15 protein-coding genes, 1 tRNA gene and 1 pseudogene are annotated in these 16,505 nt (G+C 71.8%); 15 read left to right on the top strand and 2 right to left on the bottom strand.

What is annotated here, in order from left to right:
- Nucleotides 1–11 precede the first annotated feature (11 nt).
- Both cydB and ACOJUI_RS10005 read right to left on the bottom strand, forming a co-directional pair.
- Nucleotides 12–1,097 (bottom strand): cytochrome d ubiquinol oxidase subunit II, encoded by a 1,086-nt coding sequence (cydB, locus tag ACOJUI_RS10010; RefSeq protein ID WP_422114822.1) that lies wholly within the window; start codon nt 1,095–1,097, stop codon nt 12–14.
- 18 nt (nt 1,098–1,115) lie between these two features.
- Nucleotides 1,116–2,660 carry a cytochrome ubiquinol oxidase subunit I gene (locus ACOJUI_RS10005; protein ID WP_422114821.1) on the bottom strand — a complete coding sequence of 515 codons (1,545 nt, stop codon included), beginning with the start codon at nt 2,658–2,660 and terminating at the stop codon, nt 1,116–1,118.
- Nucleotides 2,661–3,184: 524 nt separating this feature from the next.
- Here ACOJUI_RS10005 and ACOJUI_RS10000 point away from each other — a divergent pair.
- From ACOJUI_RS10000 to ACOJUI_RS09930, 15 genes and pseudogenes are all read left to right on the top strand, one after another.
- The gene (locus ACOJUI_RS10000) at nt 3,185–5,647 is read left to right on the top strand and encodes an Rne/Rng family ribonuclease (RefSeq protein WP_422114820.1); all 2,463 of its coding nucleotides are present in this window, start codon (nt 3,185–3,187) and stop codon (nt 5,645–5,647) included.
- 253 nt (nt 5,648–5,900) lie between these two features.
- On the top strand, nt 5,901–6,209 hold the full coding sequence (gene rplU / locus ACOJUI_RS09995) for a 50S ribosomal protein L21 (RefSeq protein ID WP_422114819.1): 309 nt from the start codon (nt 5,901–5,903) through the stop codon (nt 6,207–6,209).
- Nucleotides 6,210–6,243: 34 nt separating this feature from the next.
- Nucleotides 6,244–6,498: a 50S ribosomal protein L27 gene (gene rpmA / locus ACOJUI_RS09990; RefSeq protein ID WP_422114818.1), complete on the top strand. Its 255-nt coding sequence runs from the start codon at nt 6,244–6,246 to the stop codon at nt 6,496–6,498.
- A gap of 98 nt (nt 6,499–6,596) precedes the next feature.
- Nucleotides 6,597–8,131 (top strand): annotated as a pseudogene (gene obgE / locus ACOJUI_RS09985) (GTPase ObgE).
- Nucleotides 8,128–9,273, top strand: a complete 1,146-nt coding sequence (gene proB / locus ACOJUI_RS09980; RefSeq protein ID WP_422114817.1) for a glutamate 5-kinase — start codon at nt 8,128–8,130, stop codon at nt 9,271–9,273. Before obgE ends, proB begins: the two are co-directional and overlap by 4 nt.
- Before the next feature lie 19 nt (nt 9,274–9,292).
- Nucleotides 9,293–10,558 carry a glutamate-5-semialdehyde dehydrogenase gene (locus ACOJUI_RS09975; RefSeq protein WP_422114816.1) on the top strand — a complete coding sequence of 422 codons (1,266 nt, stop codon included), beginning with the start codon at nt 9,293–9,295 and terminating at the stop codon, nt 10,556–10,558.
- A 63-nt stretch (nt 10,559–10,621) separates the two neighbouring features.
- Complete coding sequence (locus tag ACOJUI_RS09970) at nt 10,622–10,804, top strand: hypothetical protein (protein WP_422114815.1); 183 nt, start codon at nt 10,622–10,624, stop codon at nt 10,802–10,804.
- Between the two features lie 35 nt (nt 10,805–10,839).
- Entirely contained in the window at nt 10,840–11,415 is a 576-nt protein-coding gene (gene nadD / locus ACOJUI_RS09965) for a nicotinate-nucleotide adenylyltransferase (RefSeq protein WP_422117650.1), read from the top strand.
- On the top strand, nt 11,412–11,861 hold the full coding sequence (locus tag ACOJUI_RS09960) for a hypothetical protein (RefSeq protein ID WP_422114814.1): 450 nt from the start codon (nt 11,412–11,414) through the stop codon (nt 11,859–11,861). The genes nadD and ACOJUI_RS09960 overlap by 4 nt, the downstream gene beginning before the upstream one ends.
- 40 nt (nt 11,862–11,901) lie before the next feature.
- Nucleotides 11,902–12,279: a ribosome silencing factor gene (gene rsfS, locus ACOJUI_RS09955; RefSeq protein ID WP_422114813.1), complete on the top strand. Its 378-nt coding sequence runs from the start codon at nt 11,902–11,904 to the stop codon at nt 12,277–12,279.
- Nucleotides 12,276–12,905, top strand: a complete 630-nt coding sequence (locus ACOJUI_RS09950) for a histidine phosphatase family protein (protein WP_422114812.1) — start codon at nt 12,276–12,278, stop codon at nt 12,903–12,905. Before rsfS ends, ACOJUI_RS09950 begins: the two co-directional genes overlap by 4 nt.
- A gap of 51 nt (nt 12,906–12,956) precedes the next feature.
- Nucleotides 12,957–13,029 (top strand) — tRNA-Ala (locus ACOJUI_RS09945).
- A gap of 223 nt (nt 13,030–13,252) precedes the next feature.
- Nucleotides 13,253–14,527, top strand: coding sequence for an extracellular solute-binding protein (locus ACOJUI_RS09940; protein WP_422114811.1), 1,275 nt, complete (start codon nt 13,253–13,255; stop codon nt 14,525–14,527).
- A 67-nt stretch (nt 14,528–14,594) separates the two neighbouring features.
- Entirely contained in the window at nt 14,595–15,584 is a 990-nt protein-coding gene (locus ACOJUI_RS09935) for a carbohydrate ABC transporter permease (protein ID WP_422114810.1), read from the top strand.
- Between the two features lie 9 nt (nt 15,585–15,593).
- The gene (locus ACOJUI_RS09930; RefSeq protein WP_422114809.1) at nt 15,594–16,502 is read left to right on the top strand and encodes a carbohydrate ABC transporter permease; all 909 of its coding nucleotides are present in this window, start codon (nt 15,594–15,596) and stop codon (nt 16,500–16,502) included.
- The last annotated feature ends 3 nt before the right edge of the window (nt 16,503–16,505 follow it).

Here is a 16,505-nt window from a genome sequence, read left to right as displayed (position 1 = left end):
GCTCCAGTGTGTCAGTCCTGATCGAAGGCTCGCCGGTACCCGGTGACGGCCCGCTCCACCAGCTGCGCACCGGGCGCCGGGGCGTCCGGCTCGTCGCTGATGCGGTGGCGGAAGACCCGGTAGGTCCAGAGCGTGTAGGCGATCACGACCGGCAGCAGCACCGCCACCGCCACCAGCATCACCGTGAGGGTGTGGGCCGAGGAGGAGGCGTTGGCGACCGTGAGCGAGTTCGCCGCATCGTTGGTGGCGGGCAGGACATAGGGGAACAGGCCCCCGAACAGGGTGATCGCGGCGGCCGCGATCGCGGTGGCGGTCGCCGCGAAGGCGGGACCCTCCCGGCCCGCGCGGTTCAGCGGCAGCACCGCCACCAGGGCGATCGCCGCCACCGCGATCGGGATCAGGGTCAGCCAGGTGTGGGAGTGGGCGAGCTGGTACCAGAGCAGGAGGGCGGCCCCGGCCAGCAGCGTCGGCACCGCGAGCTTCCCGGCCAGGGCGTTCGCGTCCGCCCGCAGCGGCCCCTCGACCTTGAGCGCGAGGTAGAGGGTGCCGTGCAGCCAGAACAGCAGCACGAAGACCAGCCCGCTCAGCAGTGCGAAGGGGTTCAGCAGGCCCAGCAGCGAGGTGGTCACCCAGTGGTTGGCGTCGATCTCGACGCCGGCGACGATGTTGCCGAAGGCCACGCCCCACAGCAGCGCCGGCGCGAAGCCGCTGATCACGTGGACCACGTCCCAGGTGGTCCTCCAGCGCAGGCCGTCGGCCTTGTCCCGCCACTTGAAGGCGCACACCCGCACGATGAGCACCAGCAGGAGCAGCAGCAGGGCGAGGTAGAAGCCGGAGAACAGCGTCGCGTACCACTCCGGGAAGGCGGCGAACATCAGCGCCCCGCCGGTGATCACCCAGACCTCGTTGCCGTCCCAGACCGGTCCGATGGTGCGCAGGATCGTGCCGCGGGTGCCCACGCCGCGCCGCCAGAAGGCGGCGACGTTCATCTGCACGCCGAAGTCGAAGCCCTCCAGCACGAAGTACCCGAGGAAGAAGAAGGCGATGAGGGCGAACCACAGGGTCTGAAGAACCGTGGGGTCGAGCATGGCGTCCATGAGCTGGGGGATCCCTTCTCAGTAGTCGAAGGAGAGGGTGGGGGTGTCGAGCTCGTCCGTGACCGGGTCGCGCTGCGCGAGCGGCACGCCCCGCAGGGCGGCCCTGCGCATCAGCTGGAACCAGACCACTGCCAGCACGCCGTAGACCAGCGTGAAGGCGATCAGCGAGGTCAGGACCATCCAGCCGGGGTTCCCGGAGACGCCCTGCATGGTCATCAGCCGGATGGTGGGGTCGTCGGGATTGGGGTGGACGACCCAGGGCTGGCGGCCGATCTCGGTGAACACCCAGCCCGCGGCGTTGGCGAGGAACGGCATCGGGATCGCCAGCACCGTGAACCAGCCGAAGGCCTTCGAGCCGGTGGTGCGGCCGCCGCGGGTGGCCCACAGGGCCCACAGCGCCACGATCCCGCTGAAGGCGGCCAGGCCCATCATCAGCCGGAAGGACCAGTAGGTGACGAACAGGTTCGGGCGGTAGTCCGCGGGCACCTGGTTGCCGTGCACGTCGGTGACCGTCTGCCCGAACTGCTCCTTGTACTGGGCGTTGAGGTCGTCGACGCCCTGCAGGGTGGCGTCGAAGGTGTGGGTGGCCAGGAAGGAGGTGACGTAGGGGATCTCGATCAGGTGGGTCACCCCGCTGCAGTCCTCGGAGAAGGCGTCGGGACCGCCGACGGTGAGGATCGAGAAGGCGGCGCCGGTCTCGGTCTCGCAGAGCGCCTCGGCCGAGGCCATCTTCATCGGCTGCTGCCGGAACATGATCTGGGCCTGGAAGTCGCCCGAGATCACCAGCAGCACCGCGGAGACGAACATCGCCACCACGCCGAAGCGGACGGTGGGGCGGTACAGGTCGCGGGCGGCGGCGTCCTGCACCGCGCCCTCCGGGCTCTCCAGCCCGAGTGCGCGGGCCCGGCGGTGGTGGCGGACCATGTGCCAGGAGGCGACGCCGGTGACGAAGGCCCCCGCCACCAGCCAGGCGCCGGCGATGACATGCGGGAACGCGGCGAGGGTGGTGACGTTGGTGAGCACCGCGAGGATCGAGCCCTGCGCGGGGTCGAGCTCGGCGCGGCCGGTCTCGGGGTTCAGCGCCGCCCCGACCGGGTGCTGCATGAAGGAGTTCGCGGCGACGATGAAGTAGCCCGAGGCCGTGGTGGCCGCGGCCACCGCCCAGATCGTCAGCAGATGCACCCGCTCGGACAGCTTGCCCCAGCCGAAGATCCACAGACCCAGGAACACCGACTCCACGAAGAAGGCGGCCAGGCCCTCGAGGGCGAGCGGGGCGCCGAACACGTCGCCCACGTAGCGCGCGTACTCCGACCAGTTCATGCCGAACTGGAACTCCTGCACGATGCCGGTGGCGATGCCGATGCCGAAGTTCACGATCAGCATCGAGCCGAAGAACTTGGTCATCCGGGTCCAGGAGTCCTTGCGCAGCGGGTCCTTCGACCGCACCGCCATGGTCTGCATGAGCGCGACCAGCAGCGAGAGGCCGATCGTGAGCGGCACGAAGATGAAGTGGTACACGGTGGTGATGCCAAACTGCCACCGTGCCAGGTCGAGGGCTTCCATGGATCCTCCCGAGAGAACGACACGCTGTCAGGAAAGCTACGGCGGGGCCCGCGCCCGGGGCGGGGACCATGGTCCTGATCCCTCCCGCCTGTGCGGGCTCTCACGCGTCGCTCCCGGCGCGAGGGCCCCGCTGTGCCATACTGACGACGGCACTCTCCTGCTCCGTACCGGGTGGGGGAACCTCCCGGCGTCGTGACGTCGGAGCACCGGCTACGCGCACGTCCGCGACCGCAGTGCTCTGGCGGTCGGCATCGCAGCGCTTCCCTGAGGTCGGGAGCTGCGCGACGGCGAGGGCCAGAGACTTCCGTCCCGAGGGACGATGACCAGACGGGACCAGGGTGCGCTGGTCCTCCAGAAGGAGACGGCCGGATGGCTGACAGCACCCATAACCCCGAGAACGACACGTCGGACGAGGCCTCACCCCCTCCCGTCGGCGGCACCGCCGCGCCGGCACCCCGGCGGGCGCCCCCGCCTTCACCCCGCCCGCGGTCGCGCCCGTTACGGCGACCGCGCCGCGCACGGTGGTGGCCCCGCAGGCCGAGAGCCCGCTCGAGCCCGCCCCGCCCGCAGTGAAGCGGCCCCGCCGCCGTGCCGGTGCCCCCGCGGGCGCCCCGACGCTCGCCTCCGTCCCGGCCGAGCCGCAGGCCGAGCCCCAGCAGGTCGAGGCCGCCCAGGAGAACCCGGTCGTCGACGACCTGCGGGCGCTCGCCTCGGCCCGCGGCGCCGAGGAGCCCGCGCCGGACAGCGACCGCGCCCGCCGCCGCGAGCAGGTCCAGATGGACTTCGCCTCCCTGCTGTTCCAGGCGCCCACCCCGCAGCCCCGCACCACCGTCGGCCCCCAGGACGAGGCCGACGAGGAGCAGGACGAGGACGCGACCCCCGAGGAGGAGGAGCAGCCCAGCCGCCGCTCCCGCTCCCGGACCCGCTCGCGCCGCTCCCCGGTGCGCACCGAGGAGGCCGCGGAGGAGACCGTCGAGACCGAGCCCGCGACGGAGAACGAGGAGAGCGCCGAGGACGGCGAGGACTCCGAGAGCTCGAGCGCCGGCTCGCGCCGTCGCCGTCGGCGTGGGGGCCGCGGCCGCCGCGGCCGCGGCCGCGGCGAGGACGAGGGCGCCGACGAGGACGAGAACCCCGAGGACGCCGAGGAGGACGAGAGCCCCGAGGACTCCGAGGACAGCGGCGCCGAGGGCGCCGAGGACGGCTCCGCCGGCTCCTCGAGCTCCCGCCGCCGCCGTCGGCGCCGCCGCTCCAGCGGCAGCTCCGGCGCCGAGGACGCGAGCACCGACGATCCGCCCAACACCGTGGTGCGGGTCCGCGAGGCCCGTGAGGCCCGCGACGAGGTCAAGACCGTCAAGGGCTCGACCCGCCTCGAGGCCAAGCGCCAGCGCCGCCGCGAGGGCCGCGACAACGGCCGCCGCCGCAACGTCATCACCGAGGCCGAGTTCCTCGCCCGCCGGGAGTCCGTCAAGCGCTCCATGGTGGTGCGCGAGCTGCCGGGCCGCACCCAGATCGCCGTGCTCGAGGACGACGTGCTGGTCGAGCACTACGTCGCCCAGAAGTCGCAGACCTCCATGGTCGGCAACGTCTACATGGGCAAGGTCCAGAACGTGCTGCCCTCCATGGAGGCCGCCTTCGTCGACATCGGCAAGGGTCGCAACGCCGTGCTGTACGCCGGCGAGGTCAACTGGGACGCGGTGGGCCTGGAGGGCCAGCCGCGCCGCATCGAGCTCGCGCTGAAGAGCGGCGACCCGGTGCTGGTGCAGGTCACCAAGGACCCCATCGGCCACAAGGGCGCCCGGCTGACCAGCCAGATCTCCCTGCCCGGCCGCTACGTGGTGTTCGTGCCCGGCGGCTCCATGACCGGCATCTCCCGCAAGCTGCCCGACACCGAGCGGGCGCGGCTGAAGCGGATCATGCGCCAGATCATCCCCGAGGACGCGGGCGTCATCGTGCGCACCGCCGCCGAGGGCGCGAGCGAGGAGGAGCTGACCCATGACGTCGAGCGCCTCCGCGCCCAGTGGGAGACCATCCAGAAGGCGCAGAAGTCCCGCACCGCGCCGGTGGCCCTCTCGCAGGAGCCCGACATCGCCATCAAGGTGGTGCGCGACGTCTTCAACGAGGACTTCACCTCCCTGATCGTCGAGGGCGGCGCGGTCCACGACGACATCCACGCCTACGTGCGCGACGTCGCCCCGGACCTCCTGGACCGGGTCACCCGGCACGTCGGCGACAAGGACGTGTTCGCCAAGCACCGCATCGACGAGCAGCTGCTCAAGGCCATGGACCGCAAGGTCTACCTGCCCTCCGGCGGGTCCCTGGTCATCGACCGCACCGAGGCGATGACCGTGGTCGACGTGAACACCGGCAAGTTCACCGGCTCCGGCGGCTCCCTCGAGGAGACCGTCACCAAGAACAACCTCGAGGCCGCCGAGGAGATCGTGCGCCAGCTGCGGCTGCGCGACATCGGCGGGATCATCGTCATCGACTTCATCGACATGGTGCTCGAGGCGAACCGCGACCTGGTGCTGCGGCGCCTGGTCGAGTGCCTGGGCCGGGACCGCACCAAGCACCAGGTCGCCGAGGTGACCTCGCTGGGCCTGGTCCAGATGACCCGCAAGCGGGTGGGACAGGGCCTGGTCGAGACCTTCTCGGCCACCTGCGAGCACTGCAACGGCCGCGGACTGGTGCTGGACATCGACGGCGAGCACGGCCACGTCGAGACCGGCGCCGCCGCGGAGGACCCCTCGAAGTCCTCCCGCCGGCGCGCCCGCCGGCCCCGCAGCGGGGGCGGGGTCAAGGAGGAGGCGGAGACCGAGGAGGGCGGCGCGCAGGAGCAGGCCGACGTGCACCGTCTCGAGGACGACGCCGACAGCCGGGCCCTGGCCCGCGCCACCATCGCCTCGATCGCCGCGGCCTCCGGGGCGAACTCCCAGCCCGAGGTGCTCGTCGACGGCCAGGTCGTCAGCGTCGATCGGACCGAGGGGTGACCAGTCCCACAGGCTGTGACCGCGTTATCGCAGGTCGGACACCCTGCGGTGGTTGACCGAGGGGTCACGGGATCGTAAGCTGTCCCATGGCGCAGAACGCGTCGCAGTCCCGCGTCCGGTGGACATCGCGCGACCGCATCTCCCGTCCCAGCCCCCAGGGTGCAGGACCGGTTGACGGTCGCAGGTCCGTGGTGACACCCGTGAGGCCGCAGGACTACTCGAGCAGATTCGACTCACAAGATGGAGCAGTGACGTGGTGTACGCAATCGTCCGCGCAGGCGGTCGTCAGGAGAAGGTGTCGGTCGGTGACACCATCGTGATCAACCGCGTGGCAGGCGAGGCGGGCGACAGCATCGATCTCGCTCCCGTGCTGCTGGTCGACGGTGACAAGGTCACCTCCGCCCAGGCCGAGCTGGCCAAGGTCACGGTGACCGCCGAGAAGGTCGAGGACCTCCGCGGCGAGAAGATCCGGATCCTCCGCTACAAGAACAAGACCGGTTACAAGAAGCGCCAGGGCCACCGCCAGGAGCTGACCCGGCTGAAGATCACGGGCATCGCCTGAGCGATCCCTTCGACTAGACAAGGATTGATCCCAGATGGCATCAAAGAAGGGCGTCAGCTCCTCCAAGAACGGGCGTGACTCCAACGCCCAGCGTCTCGGCGTCAAGCGCTTCGGCGGTCAGACCGTCGGCGCCGGCGAGATTCTCGTGCGCCAGCGCGGCACCCGCATCCACCCCGGGGACGGCGTGGGTCGCGGCAACGACGACACGCTGTTCGCGCTCACCGCGGGCACCGTCGAGTTCGGTCGCAAGCGCGACCGTCGCGTGGTCAACGTCGTCGAGACGGTCTGACCTGCCGCCCCGGATCCCGGGGCACCCAGCTTCCTTCGAGGGGCGGAGCCGACGCTCCGCCCCTCGATGCATTCCACCACCACGTTCGGAGAGCACCCATGGCCACATTCGTCGACCGGGTCCAGCTGCAGGTCGCCGGGGGATCCGGCGGGCACGGCGCCGCGTCCATCCGGCGCGAGAAGTTCAAGCCGCTGGCCGGCCCCGACGGCGCCGACGGCGGCCGCGGCGGCGACGTGATCCTGGTGGTGGACGCCTCGACCACCACGCTGCTCGAGTACCACCACAAGCCGCATCAGCGGGCCACCGGCGGCGGCTTCGGCAAGGGAGACCTGCGCCACGGCGCGCGCGGGGAGGACCTCGTCCTGCCCGTGCCCGACGGCACCGTCGTCACCGACGAGCACGGCACCGTGCTGATCGACATGACCGGCATCGGCACCCGCTTCGTGGCCGCCCGCGGCGGCTCCGGCGGCCTCGGCAACGCCGCCCTGGCCTCCACCCAGCGCAAGGCCCCCGGCTTCGCGCTGCTCGGCGAGCCCGGACAGGAGCGCACCCTCGTCCTCGAGCTGAAGACGGTGGCGGACGTGGCCCTGGTGGGCTACCCCAGCGCAGGCAAGTCCTCGCTGATCGCGGCGATGAGCGCGGCCCGCCCGAAGATCGCCGACTACCCCTTCACCACGCTGGTGCCGAACCTCGGCGTGGTCGAGGCCGGCGCCCACCGGTACACCATTGCCGACGTGCCGGGCCTGATCCCCGGCGCCAGCCAGGGCAAGGGACTGGGCCTGGACTTCCTGCGCCACATCGAGCGCTGCCACGTGCTGGTGCACGTGCTGGACGCCGCGGCGCTGGAGTCCGACCGCGACCCCGTGCGCGACCTCGAGACCATCGAGAACGAGCTGGCCACCTACGCCGCCGGCCTCGACGAGGAGGCCGAGACCCGCATCCCGCTGATGCAGCGCCCCGCGGTGATCGTGCTGAACAAGACCGACCTGCCCGACGGCGCCGACATGGCCGACCTGGTCCGCGAGCGGCTCGGGGAGCGCGAGGTGCCGATCCTCGATGTCTCCGCGGTCTCCCACAAGGGACTGCGCGAGCTGTCCTTCCTGCTCGGCGAGCTGGTCGAGCAGGCACGCGCGGCGCTGCCGGCCCCGGCTGCGGCCCCCATCGTGCTCACCCCCGGGCGGTGGACGCGAAGGACTTCGAGGTGATCAAGGAGCAGTACGACGGCGAGACCGCCTTCCGGGTGCAGGGCGACAAGCCCGAGCGCTGGGTGCGCCAGACCGACTTCACCAACGACGAGGCCGTCGGCTTCCTCGCCGACCGCCTGGCTAAGCTCGGCGTCGAGGACCAGCTCTACGCTGCCGGCGCGGTCGCCGGCTCCACCGTGCTGATCGGTCCCGGCCAGGACGCCGTGGTCTTCGACTGGGAGCCCACCATGGTGGGCGGCGCCGAGCTGCTGCTGGGACGTCGCGGCACCGACAAGCGCCTCGAGGACCACCACCGACCCACCCGCGACGAGAAGCGCGAGCAGCAGCGGGCCCGGACCGAGGCCCGCATGAAGCGGATCGCCGCGATGGAGGCCGAGCGTCGCTCGGGGCACTGGGCCGACCCGGCCGAGGACGGGGAGCGCCGTTGACGGTGCCCCAGCTGCGCCAGCCCTCCCGCCTCACGCAGCGGCAGGAGCTGACCGCGGCGCGCCGGATCGTGGTGAAGATCGGCTCCTCGAGCCTCACCGATGAGCGCGGACGGCTCGATCGCACGCGCCTGGCGGAGATCGCCGACACCGCGGCCGCCCTGGCCGAGCGCGGCACCGAACTGGTGATCGTCTCCTCGGGCGCGATCGCCGCGGCGCTCGGCCCGCTGCGGATGGCGCAGCGCCCCACCTCGGTGCAGCTGCAGCAGGCCGCAGCGAGCGTCGGCCAGGCGCTGCTGGCCACCGCCTGGTCCAGCGCCTTCGAGGCGCACGGCCGGATCACCGGGCAGGTGCTGCTGACCGAGTCCGACGTGATCCGCCCGCAGACCTACCGCAACGTCCGCAGCGCCCTGGAGTCCCTGCTCGAGCTGGGGGTGGTGCCGGTGGTCAACGAGAACGACACCACCGCCACCCATGAGATCCGCTTCGGGGACAACGACCGCCTGGCGGCCCTGGTCGCACAGCTGCTCGGGGCCGACGCGCTGGTCCTGCTCACCGACGTCGACGCGCTCTACACCGCCCCGCCGCGGGAGCCGGGGGCGCGGCGCATCGGCCTGGTCGAGGACGTCGCGCGGCTGACCGACGTCAGCATCGGCTCGGTGGGATCCAAGGTCGGCACCGGGGGCATGGTCACGAAGCTCTCCGCCGCGCAGCTCGCCTCCACCACCGGCACCGCAGCGCTGATGACCTCGGCCGAGCAGTTCGCCGCCGCGGTGGCCGGGCAGGACGTCGGCACCTTCTTCCCCGCCCACCACGGCCGCCGCCGCTCCCGCCTGGTCTGGCTGCGCTTCGCGACCCGCGGCGCGGGCACCGTGCACCTGGACGCGGGAGCCAGCGAGGCGGTGCGCAGCCGCCGCCGCTCGCTGCTGGCCGTCGGCATCGCCGCGGTCGAGGGCACCTTCCCCGCCGGCGTCCCGGTGGACGTCGCCGCCCCGGGCGGCGAGATCATCGCCCGCGGCCTGACCTCCTTCAGCAGCGACGAGCTGCGGGCGATGGCCGGGCGGGGGACCGACGAGGCGCGCGAGCAGCTGGGGGAGCGGTTCCGCCGTCCCGCCATCCATCGCGACCAGCTGGTGATCCTCTAGCGCCCGTAGACTCCGGGCCATGACCGAGCACCCCGCCCTGACCGCTGCCCGCGCCGCGCGCGCCGCCCAGCCGGCCCTGGCCCGTCTGCACCGCGAGTCCAAGGACCGCCTCCTGCTCGCCATGGCCGACGCCCTGGTGGAGCGGTCCGAGGAGATCCTCGCCGCCAACGCCCGCGACCTCGCCGCGGCCGACGCCGCCGGCATGGCCCCCGGCCTCCGCGACCGCCTGGCCCTGGATCCCGCGCGGGTGGCGAAGGTCGCCCAGCAGCTGCGCGACGCCGCCGCCCTGCCCGACCCCGTCGGCGAGGTGGTGCGCGGCTCGGTGCTCGCCAACGGCCTCGAGCTGCGCGAGGTGCGGGTGCCGATGGGCGTGATCGGGATGGTCTACGAGGCCCGCCCCAACGTCACCGTCGACGCCGCGGGTCTGGCCCTGAAGGCCGGCAGCGCCGTGGTGCTGCGCGGCGGCTCCGCCGCCCTGCACTCCAACCTCGCCCTGATCGCGGTGCTGCGCTCGGTGCTGGCCGCCCACGGCCTGCCCGAGGACCTCGTGATCGGGATCGACGAGCACGGCCGCGAGGGCGTGGACGTGCTGATGCGCGCCCGCGGCCTGGCGGACGTGCTGATCCCGCGCGGCGGGGCCGGGCTGATCCGTCGGGTGGTCGAGAACTCCCTGGTCCCGGTCATCGAGACCGGCACCGGCACCACCCATGTGCTGATCGACGCGAGCGCCGACCTCGACCAGGCCGAGCAGATCGTGCTGAACGCCAAGACGCAGCGGGTCGGGGTCTGCAACGCCCTGGAGACCCTGCTGGTCCACCGCGACATCGCCGGGCAGGCCCTGCCCCGGCTGGCCGCGCCGCTGGCCGCCGCCGGGGTGCGCCTGCACGCCGACGAGGCCGCCCGCGCGCTGCTGGCGGACACCGGCGCCGAGGTGGTCCCCGCCACCGCCGAGGACTGGGACCTCGAGTACCTCGACCTCGAGCTGGCCGTCGCGGTGGTCGAGGACCTCGATGAGGCGCTCGCCCACATCCGGCGGCACTCCTCCGGCCACACCGAGTCGATCCTCACTCGGGACCTGGTCAGCCAGCAGCGCTTCCTCGCCGAGGTCGACTCCGCGGTGGTCATGGCCAACGCCTCCACCCGCTTCTCCGACGGCGGCGAGTTCGGCTTCGGCGCCGAGATCGGCATCTCCACCCAGAAGCTCCACGCCCGCGGGCCGATGGGGCTGCGGGAGATCACCACCACCAAATGGCTGGTGGTGGGGCAGGGGCACGTGCGCCCGTAGTGCGCCCGGGTGCGGCGGGTATGGGATGATGGGCCGGTCACCCGTGGAAAGGCCCCCCAGAACATGACCGACCAGCTCCTGATCCTCGCCGAGTCCGGCGCAGCCGCCAGCGAGGGCCTCAGCGCCCCCGTCATCGGCATCGGAACGTTCCTGATCCTGATGGCGCTGCTGGGCCTGACCTGGCTCACCGGCGGTGCGCAGCAGCGCAAGCGGGACACCACCTCCCGCATGGACCCCGACCGCTGAGGGTCGTGGAGCAGCAGCGGCGACGGATCGGCGTGATGGGCGGGACCTTCGATCCGATCCATCACGGCCACCTCGTCGCAGCCTCCGAGGTCCAGAGCGTCTTCGGACTCGACGAGGTCGTCTTCGTCCCCACCGGCCGGCCCTGGCAGAAGCAGGACCGCGCGATCTCCGATCCCGAGCACCGCTACCTGATGACGGTCGTGGCCACCGCCGCGAACCCGGTGTTCACCGTCTCCCGCGTCGACCTCGACCGCCCCGGGGCGACCTACACCATCGACACGCTGCGGGACCTGCGCGCCGAGCACCCGGCGGCGGACCTCTTCTTCATCACCGGCGCGGACGCCCTCCAGAACATCCTGACCTGGAAGGACACCGAGGAGATCTTCGAGCTCGCCCATTTCGTCGGCGTCACCCGGCCCGGGCACGAGCTGGTCACCTCCGGCCTCCCGGACGACGGCGTCACCCTCATCGAGGTGCCGGCGATGGCCATCAGCTCGAGCGACTGCCGCACCCGGGTCGCCGCCGGCGCACCGGTCTGGTACCTGGTGCCCGACGGCGTCGTCCAGTACATCAACAAGTACGCCCTCTACACAGGAGGTGATGGCCGATGACCGAGCCCGACCCCACCCCGCGGCGCGGACGTCGAGCCCGCGCCCTGAGCCCCGAGGAGAGCATGGCCCGCACCGCCGAGCAGGCATCCGTCCCCGGCGTGCGCGGCGCCGTCGCCCCGCCCGGGGCCGATGCGCCGGTGCCCGCGCTGCGCAAGTTCGGGCGCCGCGCCCGCATCATCGAGATCAGCGACGACAGCGCCCCCGACCTGACCCGGGACGCCGACGGCGTGGAGCTCGGCGAGCTGCCCGTCACCGAGGCGCCCGACCCGCGCCCCGCCCCCCGCTTCGACGGCAAGGTGCTCCACCGCCCCGAGCGCAGCGGCGGGAGGCCCCTGCTGTGGCTGGTCTGGGCCCTGCTCGCGATCGCCCTGACCGTGCTGGTGGTGCTGCTGCTGACCGGCGTGCTCGGCACCGACGCGGCAGCCGCCCTGGACGCCGCCCCCTGACCCTGATCCCTGACCACCTCGCCCCGAAGGACATGTCCGCGTGAGCGCTCCCGAAGAATCCCTCGACCTGGCCCGGGTGGCCGGCCAGGCCGCCGCCGACAAGCTCGCCGAGGAGATCATCGCCCTCGACGTCTCCGCGCTGGTGGTGATCACCGATGTGTTCCTCGTGTGCAGCGCGGACTCCGAGCGGCAGGTCTCCGCGATCGTGAACGGCGTCGAGGAGGAGCTGCTGCGGCAGCGCCGCCGCAAGCCGCTGCGCCGCGAGGGCGAGCGGGACGCCCGCTGGGTGCTGCTCGACTACGGCGACATCGTCGTGCACGTCCAGCACGCCGAGGACCGCGCCTTCTACGCGCTCGAGCGGCTGTGGCGCGACGCCCCGGTGATCGACCTGCGGATCGACGCGGACCGCCCGGCGTGAGGGCCCGCAGCCGACTCGTCCTCGTGCGCCACGGCCAGACCGACTACAACCGCGAGGGCCGCCTGCAGGGGCAGATCGACATCCCGCTGAACGACACCGGCGTGCGCCAGGCCGCGGTGCTGGCCGCCGCCGTCGCGGAGGACCCGCCGGACGTGCTGGTCGCCTCGCCGCTGCAGCGGGCCGCCGAGACGGCGCGCATCATCGGCCGCTCCTGCGGGCTCGAGGTCAGCACCGACGAGGCCTTCGTCGAGCGCGGCTTCGGTCAGTGGGAGGGCCTGCGCGGCCCGGAGATCAAGCACCGCTGGCCCCAGCAGCACGCCGACTGGCGCGCCCATCGCCCGGTGCTCGGGCTCGGCGTCGAGGACCGTCCCGAGGTGGGGGAGCGGGTCGCCGCGGCCTCCCGGCGCCTGCTGGCCACCCATGCCGGCGCCACCGTGATGGTCGTCGCCCACGGCGCCGCGATCACCCTCGGGGTGACCGCCCTGCTGGGGCTGGACACCAACGGCTTCCGCGGCATCGCGGGGCTCGAGAACTGCCGGTTCTCGGTGCTGGAGCCGCTGGCCGGGGAGCCTGCGGACGGGCTGATGAGGTTGGTGTCACACAACCAGGGCCCCGATTTCGTCTGATGCCCACGCCGGTGTAATATCGACGAGTCGCCGCAGGGCGGCACCCGATACGGGGCTATGGCGCAGTTGGTAGCGCGCTTCCATGGCATGGAAGAGGTCAGGGGTTCGAATCCCCTTAGCTCCACTCGAGAAACCGTGAGACAGTGACTCGTCAGAAGGGCCCCGCCGCGAGGCGGGGCCCTTCTGCTGTCCGGGCCGAGACCTGATCGAGACCGTCCCGCGTGCACCGACTCCGCGACGTCGTGTACTGCGACCGACATCCCCAATGAGAGCGCTCTCAGAGTCGCTGGCGACCGTGAGAGCGCTCTCACCCACAGTTCCCTGACCGAACGAAGGAGTTCATCATCATGAAGATCTCGCGCAGAACCGCGCTGGCCGCCTCGGCCGCCACCGCCACCGCCGTTGCCATCGCCGGCTGCGGAAGCAGCTCCGGAGGCGGTGAGGGGGGCGCAGGCGGCGACGTCGAGCTCACCGTCGCCACCTTCAACGAGTTCGGCTACGAGGATCTCTTCGCCAAGTACGAGCAGGAGAACCCCGGGGTGAAGATCACCCACAAGAAGGCGGCCACCGCCGACGACGCCCGCGCCAACCTGATGACCGGTCTCGCGGCCGGCTCGGGCCTCGCGGACGTCGAGGGCGTGGAGGTCGGCTGGTGGGCCGAGCTGCTCCAGTACGCCGACGTCTTCGAGGACCTCGCCGACCCGGCCGTCGAGGGCCGCTGGCTGGACTGGAAGACCCAGGCCGCCACGGTCGACGGCAAGCTCATCGGCTACGGCACCGACATCGGCCCCGAGGCCCTCGCCTACCGGGCCGACCTCTTCGCCAAGGCCGGCCTGCCCACCGACCGCACCGAGGTCGCCGAGCTGCTGACCGGCGACTGGGACGCCTACTTCGAGGCCGGACGGCAGTTCGTCGCGGCCACCGGCATCCCGTGGTTCGACGGCGCCGGCGGCACCTACAACGGCATGGTCCAGCAGCTCACCCATCCCTACGAGACCGCCGACGGCGCCCCCGTCCCGCTCGCGGAGAACGCGGACGTCAAGGCGATCTACGACCACCTGGCCGAGTACAAGGACATCTCCGCGGGACTGACCCAGTGGTCCGAGGACTGGACCGCGGCCTTCCAGAACGACGGCTTCGCCACCATGCTGTGCCCGCCGTGGATGATGGGCCCGCTCGCGGGCAACGCCGACGGCGTCGAGGGCTGGGACATCGCCGATGTCTTCCCCGGCGGCGGCGGCAACTGGGGCGGCTCCTACCTCGCCGTGCCCGCCCAGGGCGAGAACGTCGAGGAGGCGAAGAAGCTCGCCGCGTGGCTGACCGCGCCCGAGCAGCAGATCGCCGCCTTCCAGGCCGTCGGCGCCTTCCCCAGCCAGGTCGAGGCGCTCGAGGCGGAGGAGGTCACCGGACAGGTCAACCCCTTCTTCAACGACGCGCCGGTCGGCGAGATCTACTCCGAGCGCGCCACCGCGATCGACGTGCAGCCCTTCCAGGGGCCGAACTTCTTCGTCATCAACACCGTGGTCGCCGATGCGATCGCCCGCTGGGACGTGGACGGCACCGATCCGGCCGCCTCCTGGGAGCAGGCCCTGACCGCGTACGACGAGCTCGGCCTGGCCTGAGCCGTCCGGCAGCGGGTGCGGGCGGGCAGGCACCGCCCGCACCCGCGGCCGTCCTGAGAGGACTGATGTGACCACCACGATCCCCACCGCCCCGGCGCCCGCGCGCCGCGCCCCGGAGAGCCCCGCGCCCTCCCGGCGCCGCTCCGTGCTCGCCCGGCTCGACGCCCGGCTGACCCCCTACCTCTTCATCAGCCCCTTCTTCCTGCTGTTCGCGCTGGTGGGCCTGTTCCCGATCCTGTACACGGCATGGGTCTCCCTGCACGACTGGGACCTCATCCGCGGCCAGGGCGACTTCGTGGGACTGGCGAACTTCCAGTTCGTGCTGGGCACGGACAGCTTCTACAAGGCGCTGCGCAACACCTTCTCGATCTTCCTGCTGTCGTCGGTGCCGCAGGTGATCGCCGCGATCCTCATCGCCTACGTGCTGGACGCGAACCTGCGCGCCAAGACGTTCTGGCGGATGGGGGTGCTGGTGCCGTACATCGTCGCGCCGGTGGCCGTCTCGCTGATCTTCGCGAAGATCTTCGCCGATCAGTCGGGACTGGTGAACAACCTGCTGATGGGCGTGGGTCTGCCCGCGGTCGGCTGGCACTCCGACGCCCTGGCCTCGCACGTGGCGATCGCCACGATGGTCAACTTCCGGTGGATCGGGTACAACGCCCTGATCTTCCTGGCCGCGATGCAGGCGGTCCCGCGGGAGATCTACGAGGCCGCGATCATCGACGGCTCCGGGCGGCTGCGCCGCTTCTGGAGCGTGACCGTGCCGATGCTGCGCCCCACCATCATCTTCGTGGTGATCACCTCCACCATCGGCGGCCTGCAGATCTTCGACGAGCCGCGGATGTTCGACACCGCCGGCCAGGGCGGGGCCTCGCGCCAGTGGATGACCCTGACCATGTACCTCTACGAGCTCGGCTGGGGCCCGCAGGTCTCCTTCGGCCGCGCCTCGGCGGTGGCCTGGCTGCTGTTCCTGATCATCGTCGCCATCGGCGTGCTCAACTTCCTCATCACCAAGCGGATCGCCCACGCCGGCGGCCCGTCCAAGCACAAGCGGTAAGGAGCCGACATGCAGTCGATCGCTGCCATCGAGCAGTTCGCCGGCAAGGGCGCCGCCCGTGCGGCCCGTCGCCGTCTCAAGGGCGGGGGCGGCGTGGACGCCCGTCCCCGCTGGTGGAACTACGCGCTGCTCTCCCTGGTGCTGGGCATCTCGATCTTCCCGCTGTACTACGCGATCCTGCTGGCCTCCTCGGACGCCGGCTCGATCGCCCGCAACCCGATCCCCTCGCTGATCCCGCAGGGCAACCTGTTCAGCAACATCGCCCAGGTGGTCGGCTCGGACATCGACTTCTGGTCGGCGATGCTCAACTCGGTGCTGGTGGCCGTGGTGACCTCGCTGTCGGTGGTCTTCTTCGCCACGCTCGCGGGCTTCGCCTTCTCCAAGCTGCGCTTCCGCGGCCGCAAGTGGCTGCTGCTGTTCGTGATCGCCACCATGGCGGTCCCGGTGCAGCTGGGCGTGATCCCGCTGTTCATCATCATGGCCAAGATGGGCTGGGTGGGCGACCTCAAGGCCGTCATCATCCCCGGCCTGGTCACCGCCTTCGGGGTGTTCTGGATGACGCAGTACCTCGACGACGCGCTGCCGTACGAGCTGATCGAGGCGGCGCGCGTGGACGGCTGCAACCTGGTGCGGACCTACTGGCACGTCGCGCTGCCCGCCGCCCGCGGCGCCGGGGCGATGCTGTTCCTGTTCACCTTCGTCGGCTCGTGGACCAACTTCTTCTGGCCCTTCATCATCCTGCGCGGGGAGAGCCTGACCCTGCCGGTGGCCCTGCAGCAGCTGCAGGCCTCCTACTTCAAGGACTACTCTCTGATCATGTCCGGCGTGGTGGTCTCCGTGATCCCGCTGCTGCTGCTGTTCCTGCTGGCCGGTCGCCAGCTGGTCAGCGGCATCATGCAGGGCGCGGTCAAGGGCTGATCA

Source organism: Brachybacterium sp. UNK5269, from assembly GCF_049266655.1.
Classification (GTDB): Bacteria; Actinomycetota; Actinomycetes; order Actinomycetales; family Dermabacteraceae; genus Brachybacterium.
The sequence above is the reverse complement of the archived record's forward strand: the minus strand, read 5'-3'. Positions and strand labels throughout refer to the sequence as shown.

Bases quoted from the DNA above. Each gene is read 5' to 3' on its own strand.
- cydB (WP_422114822.1), bottom strand. From the start codon at position 1,097: ATGGACGCCATGCTCGACCCCACGGTTCTTCAGACCCTGTGGTTCGCC.
- ACOJUI_RS10005 (WP_422114821.1), bottom strand. From the start codon at position 2,660: ATGGAAGCCCTCGACCTGGCACGGTGGCAGTTTGGCATCACCACCGTG.
- rpmA (WP_422114818.1), top strand. From the start codon at position 6,244: ATGGCATCAAAGAAGGGCGTCAGCTCCTCCAAGAACGGGCGTGACTCC.
- ACOJUI_RS09975 (WP_422114816.1), top strand. From the start codon at position 9,293: ATGACCGAGCACCCCGCCCTGACCGCTGCCCGCGCCGCGCGCGCCGCC.
- ACOJUI_RS09970 (WP_422114815.1), top strand. From the start codon at position 10,622: ATGACCGACCAGCTCCTGATCCTCGCCGAGTCCGGCGCAGCCGCCAGC.
- nadD (WP_422117650.1), top strand. From the start codon at position 10,840: ATGGGCGGGACCTTCGATCCGATCCATCACGGCCACCTCGTCGCAGCC.
- ACOJUI_RS09960 (WP_422114814.1), top strand. From the start codon at position 11,412: ATGACCGAGCCCGACCCCACCCCGCGGCGCGGACGTCGAGCCCGCGCC.
- ACOJUI_RS09940 (WP_422114811.1), top strand. From the start codon at position 13,253: ATGAAGATCTCGCGCAGAACCGCGCTGGCCGCCTCGGCCGCCACCGCC.
- ACOJUI_RS09930 (WP_422114809.1), top strand. From the start codon at position 15,594: ATGCAGTCGATCGCTGCCATCGAGCAGTTCGCCGGCAAGGGCGCCGCC.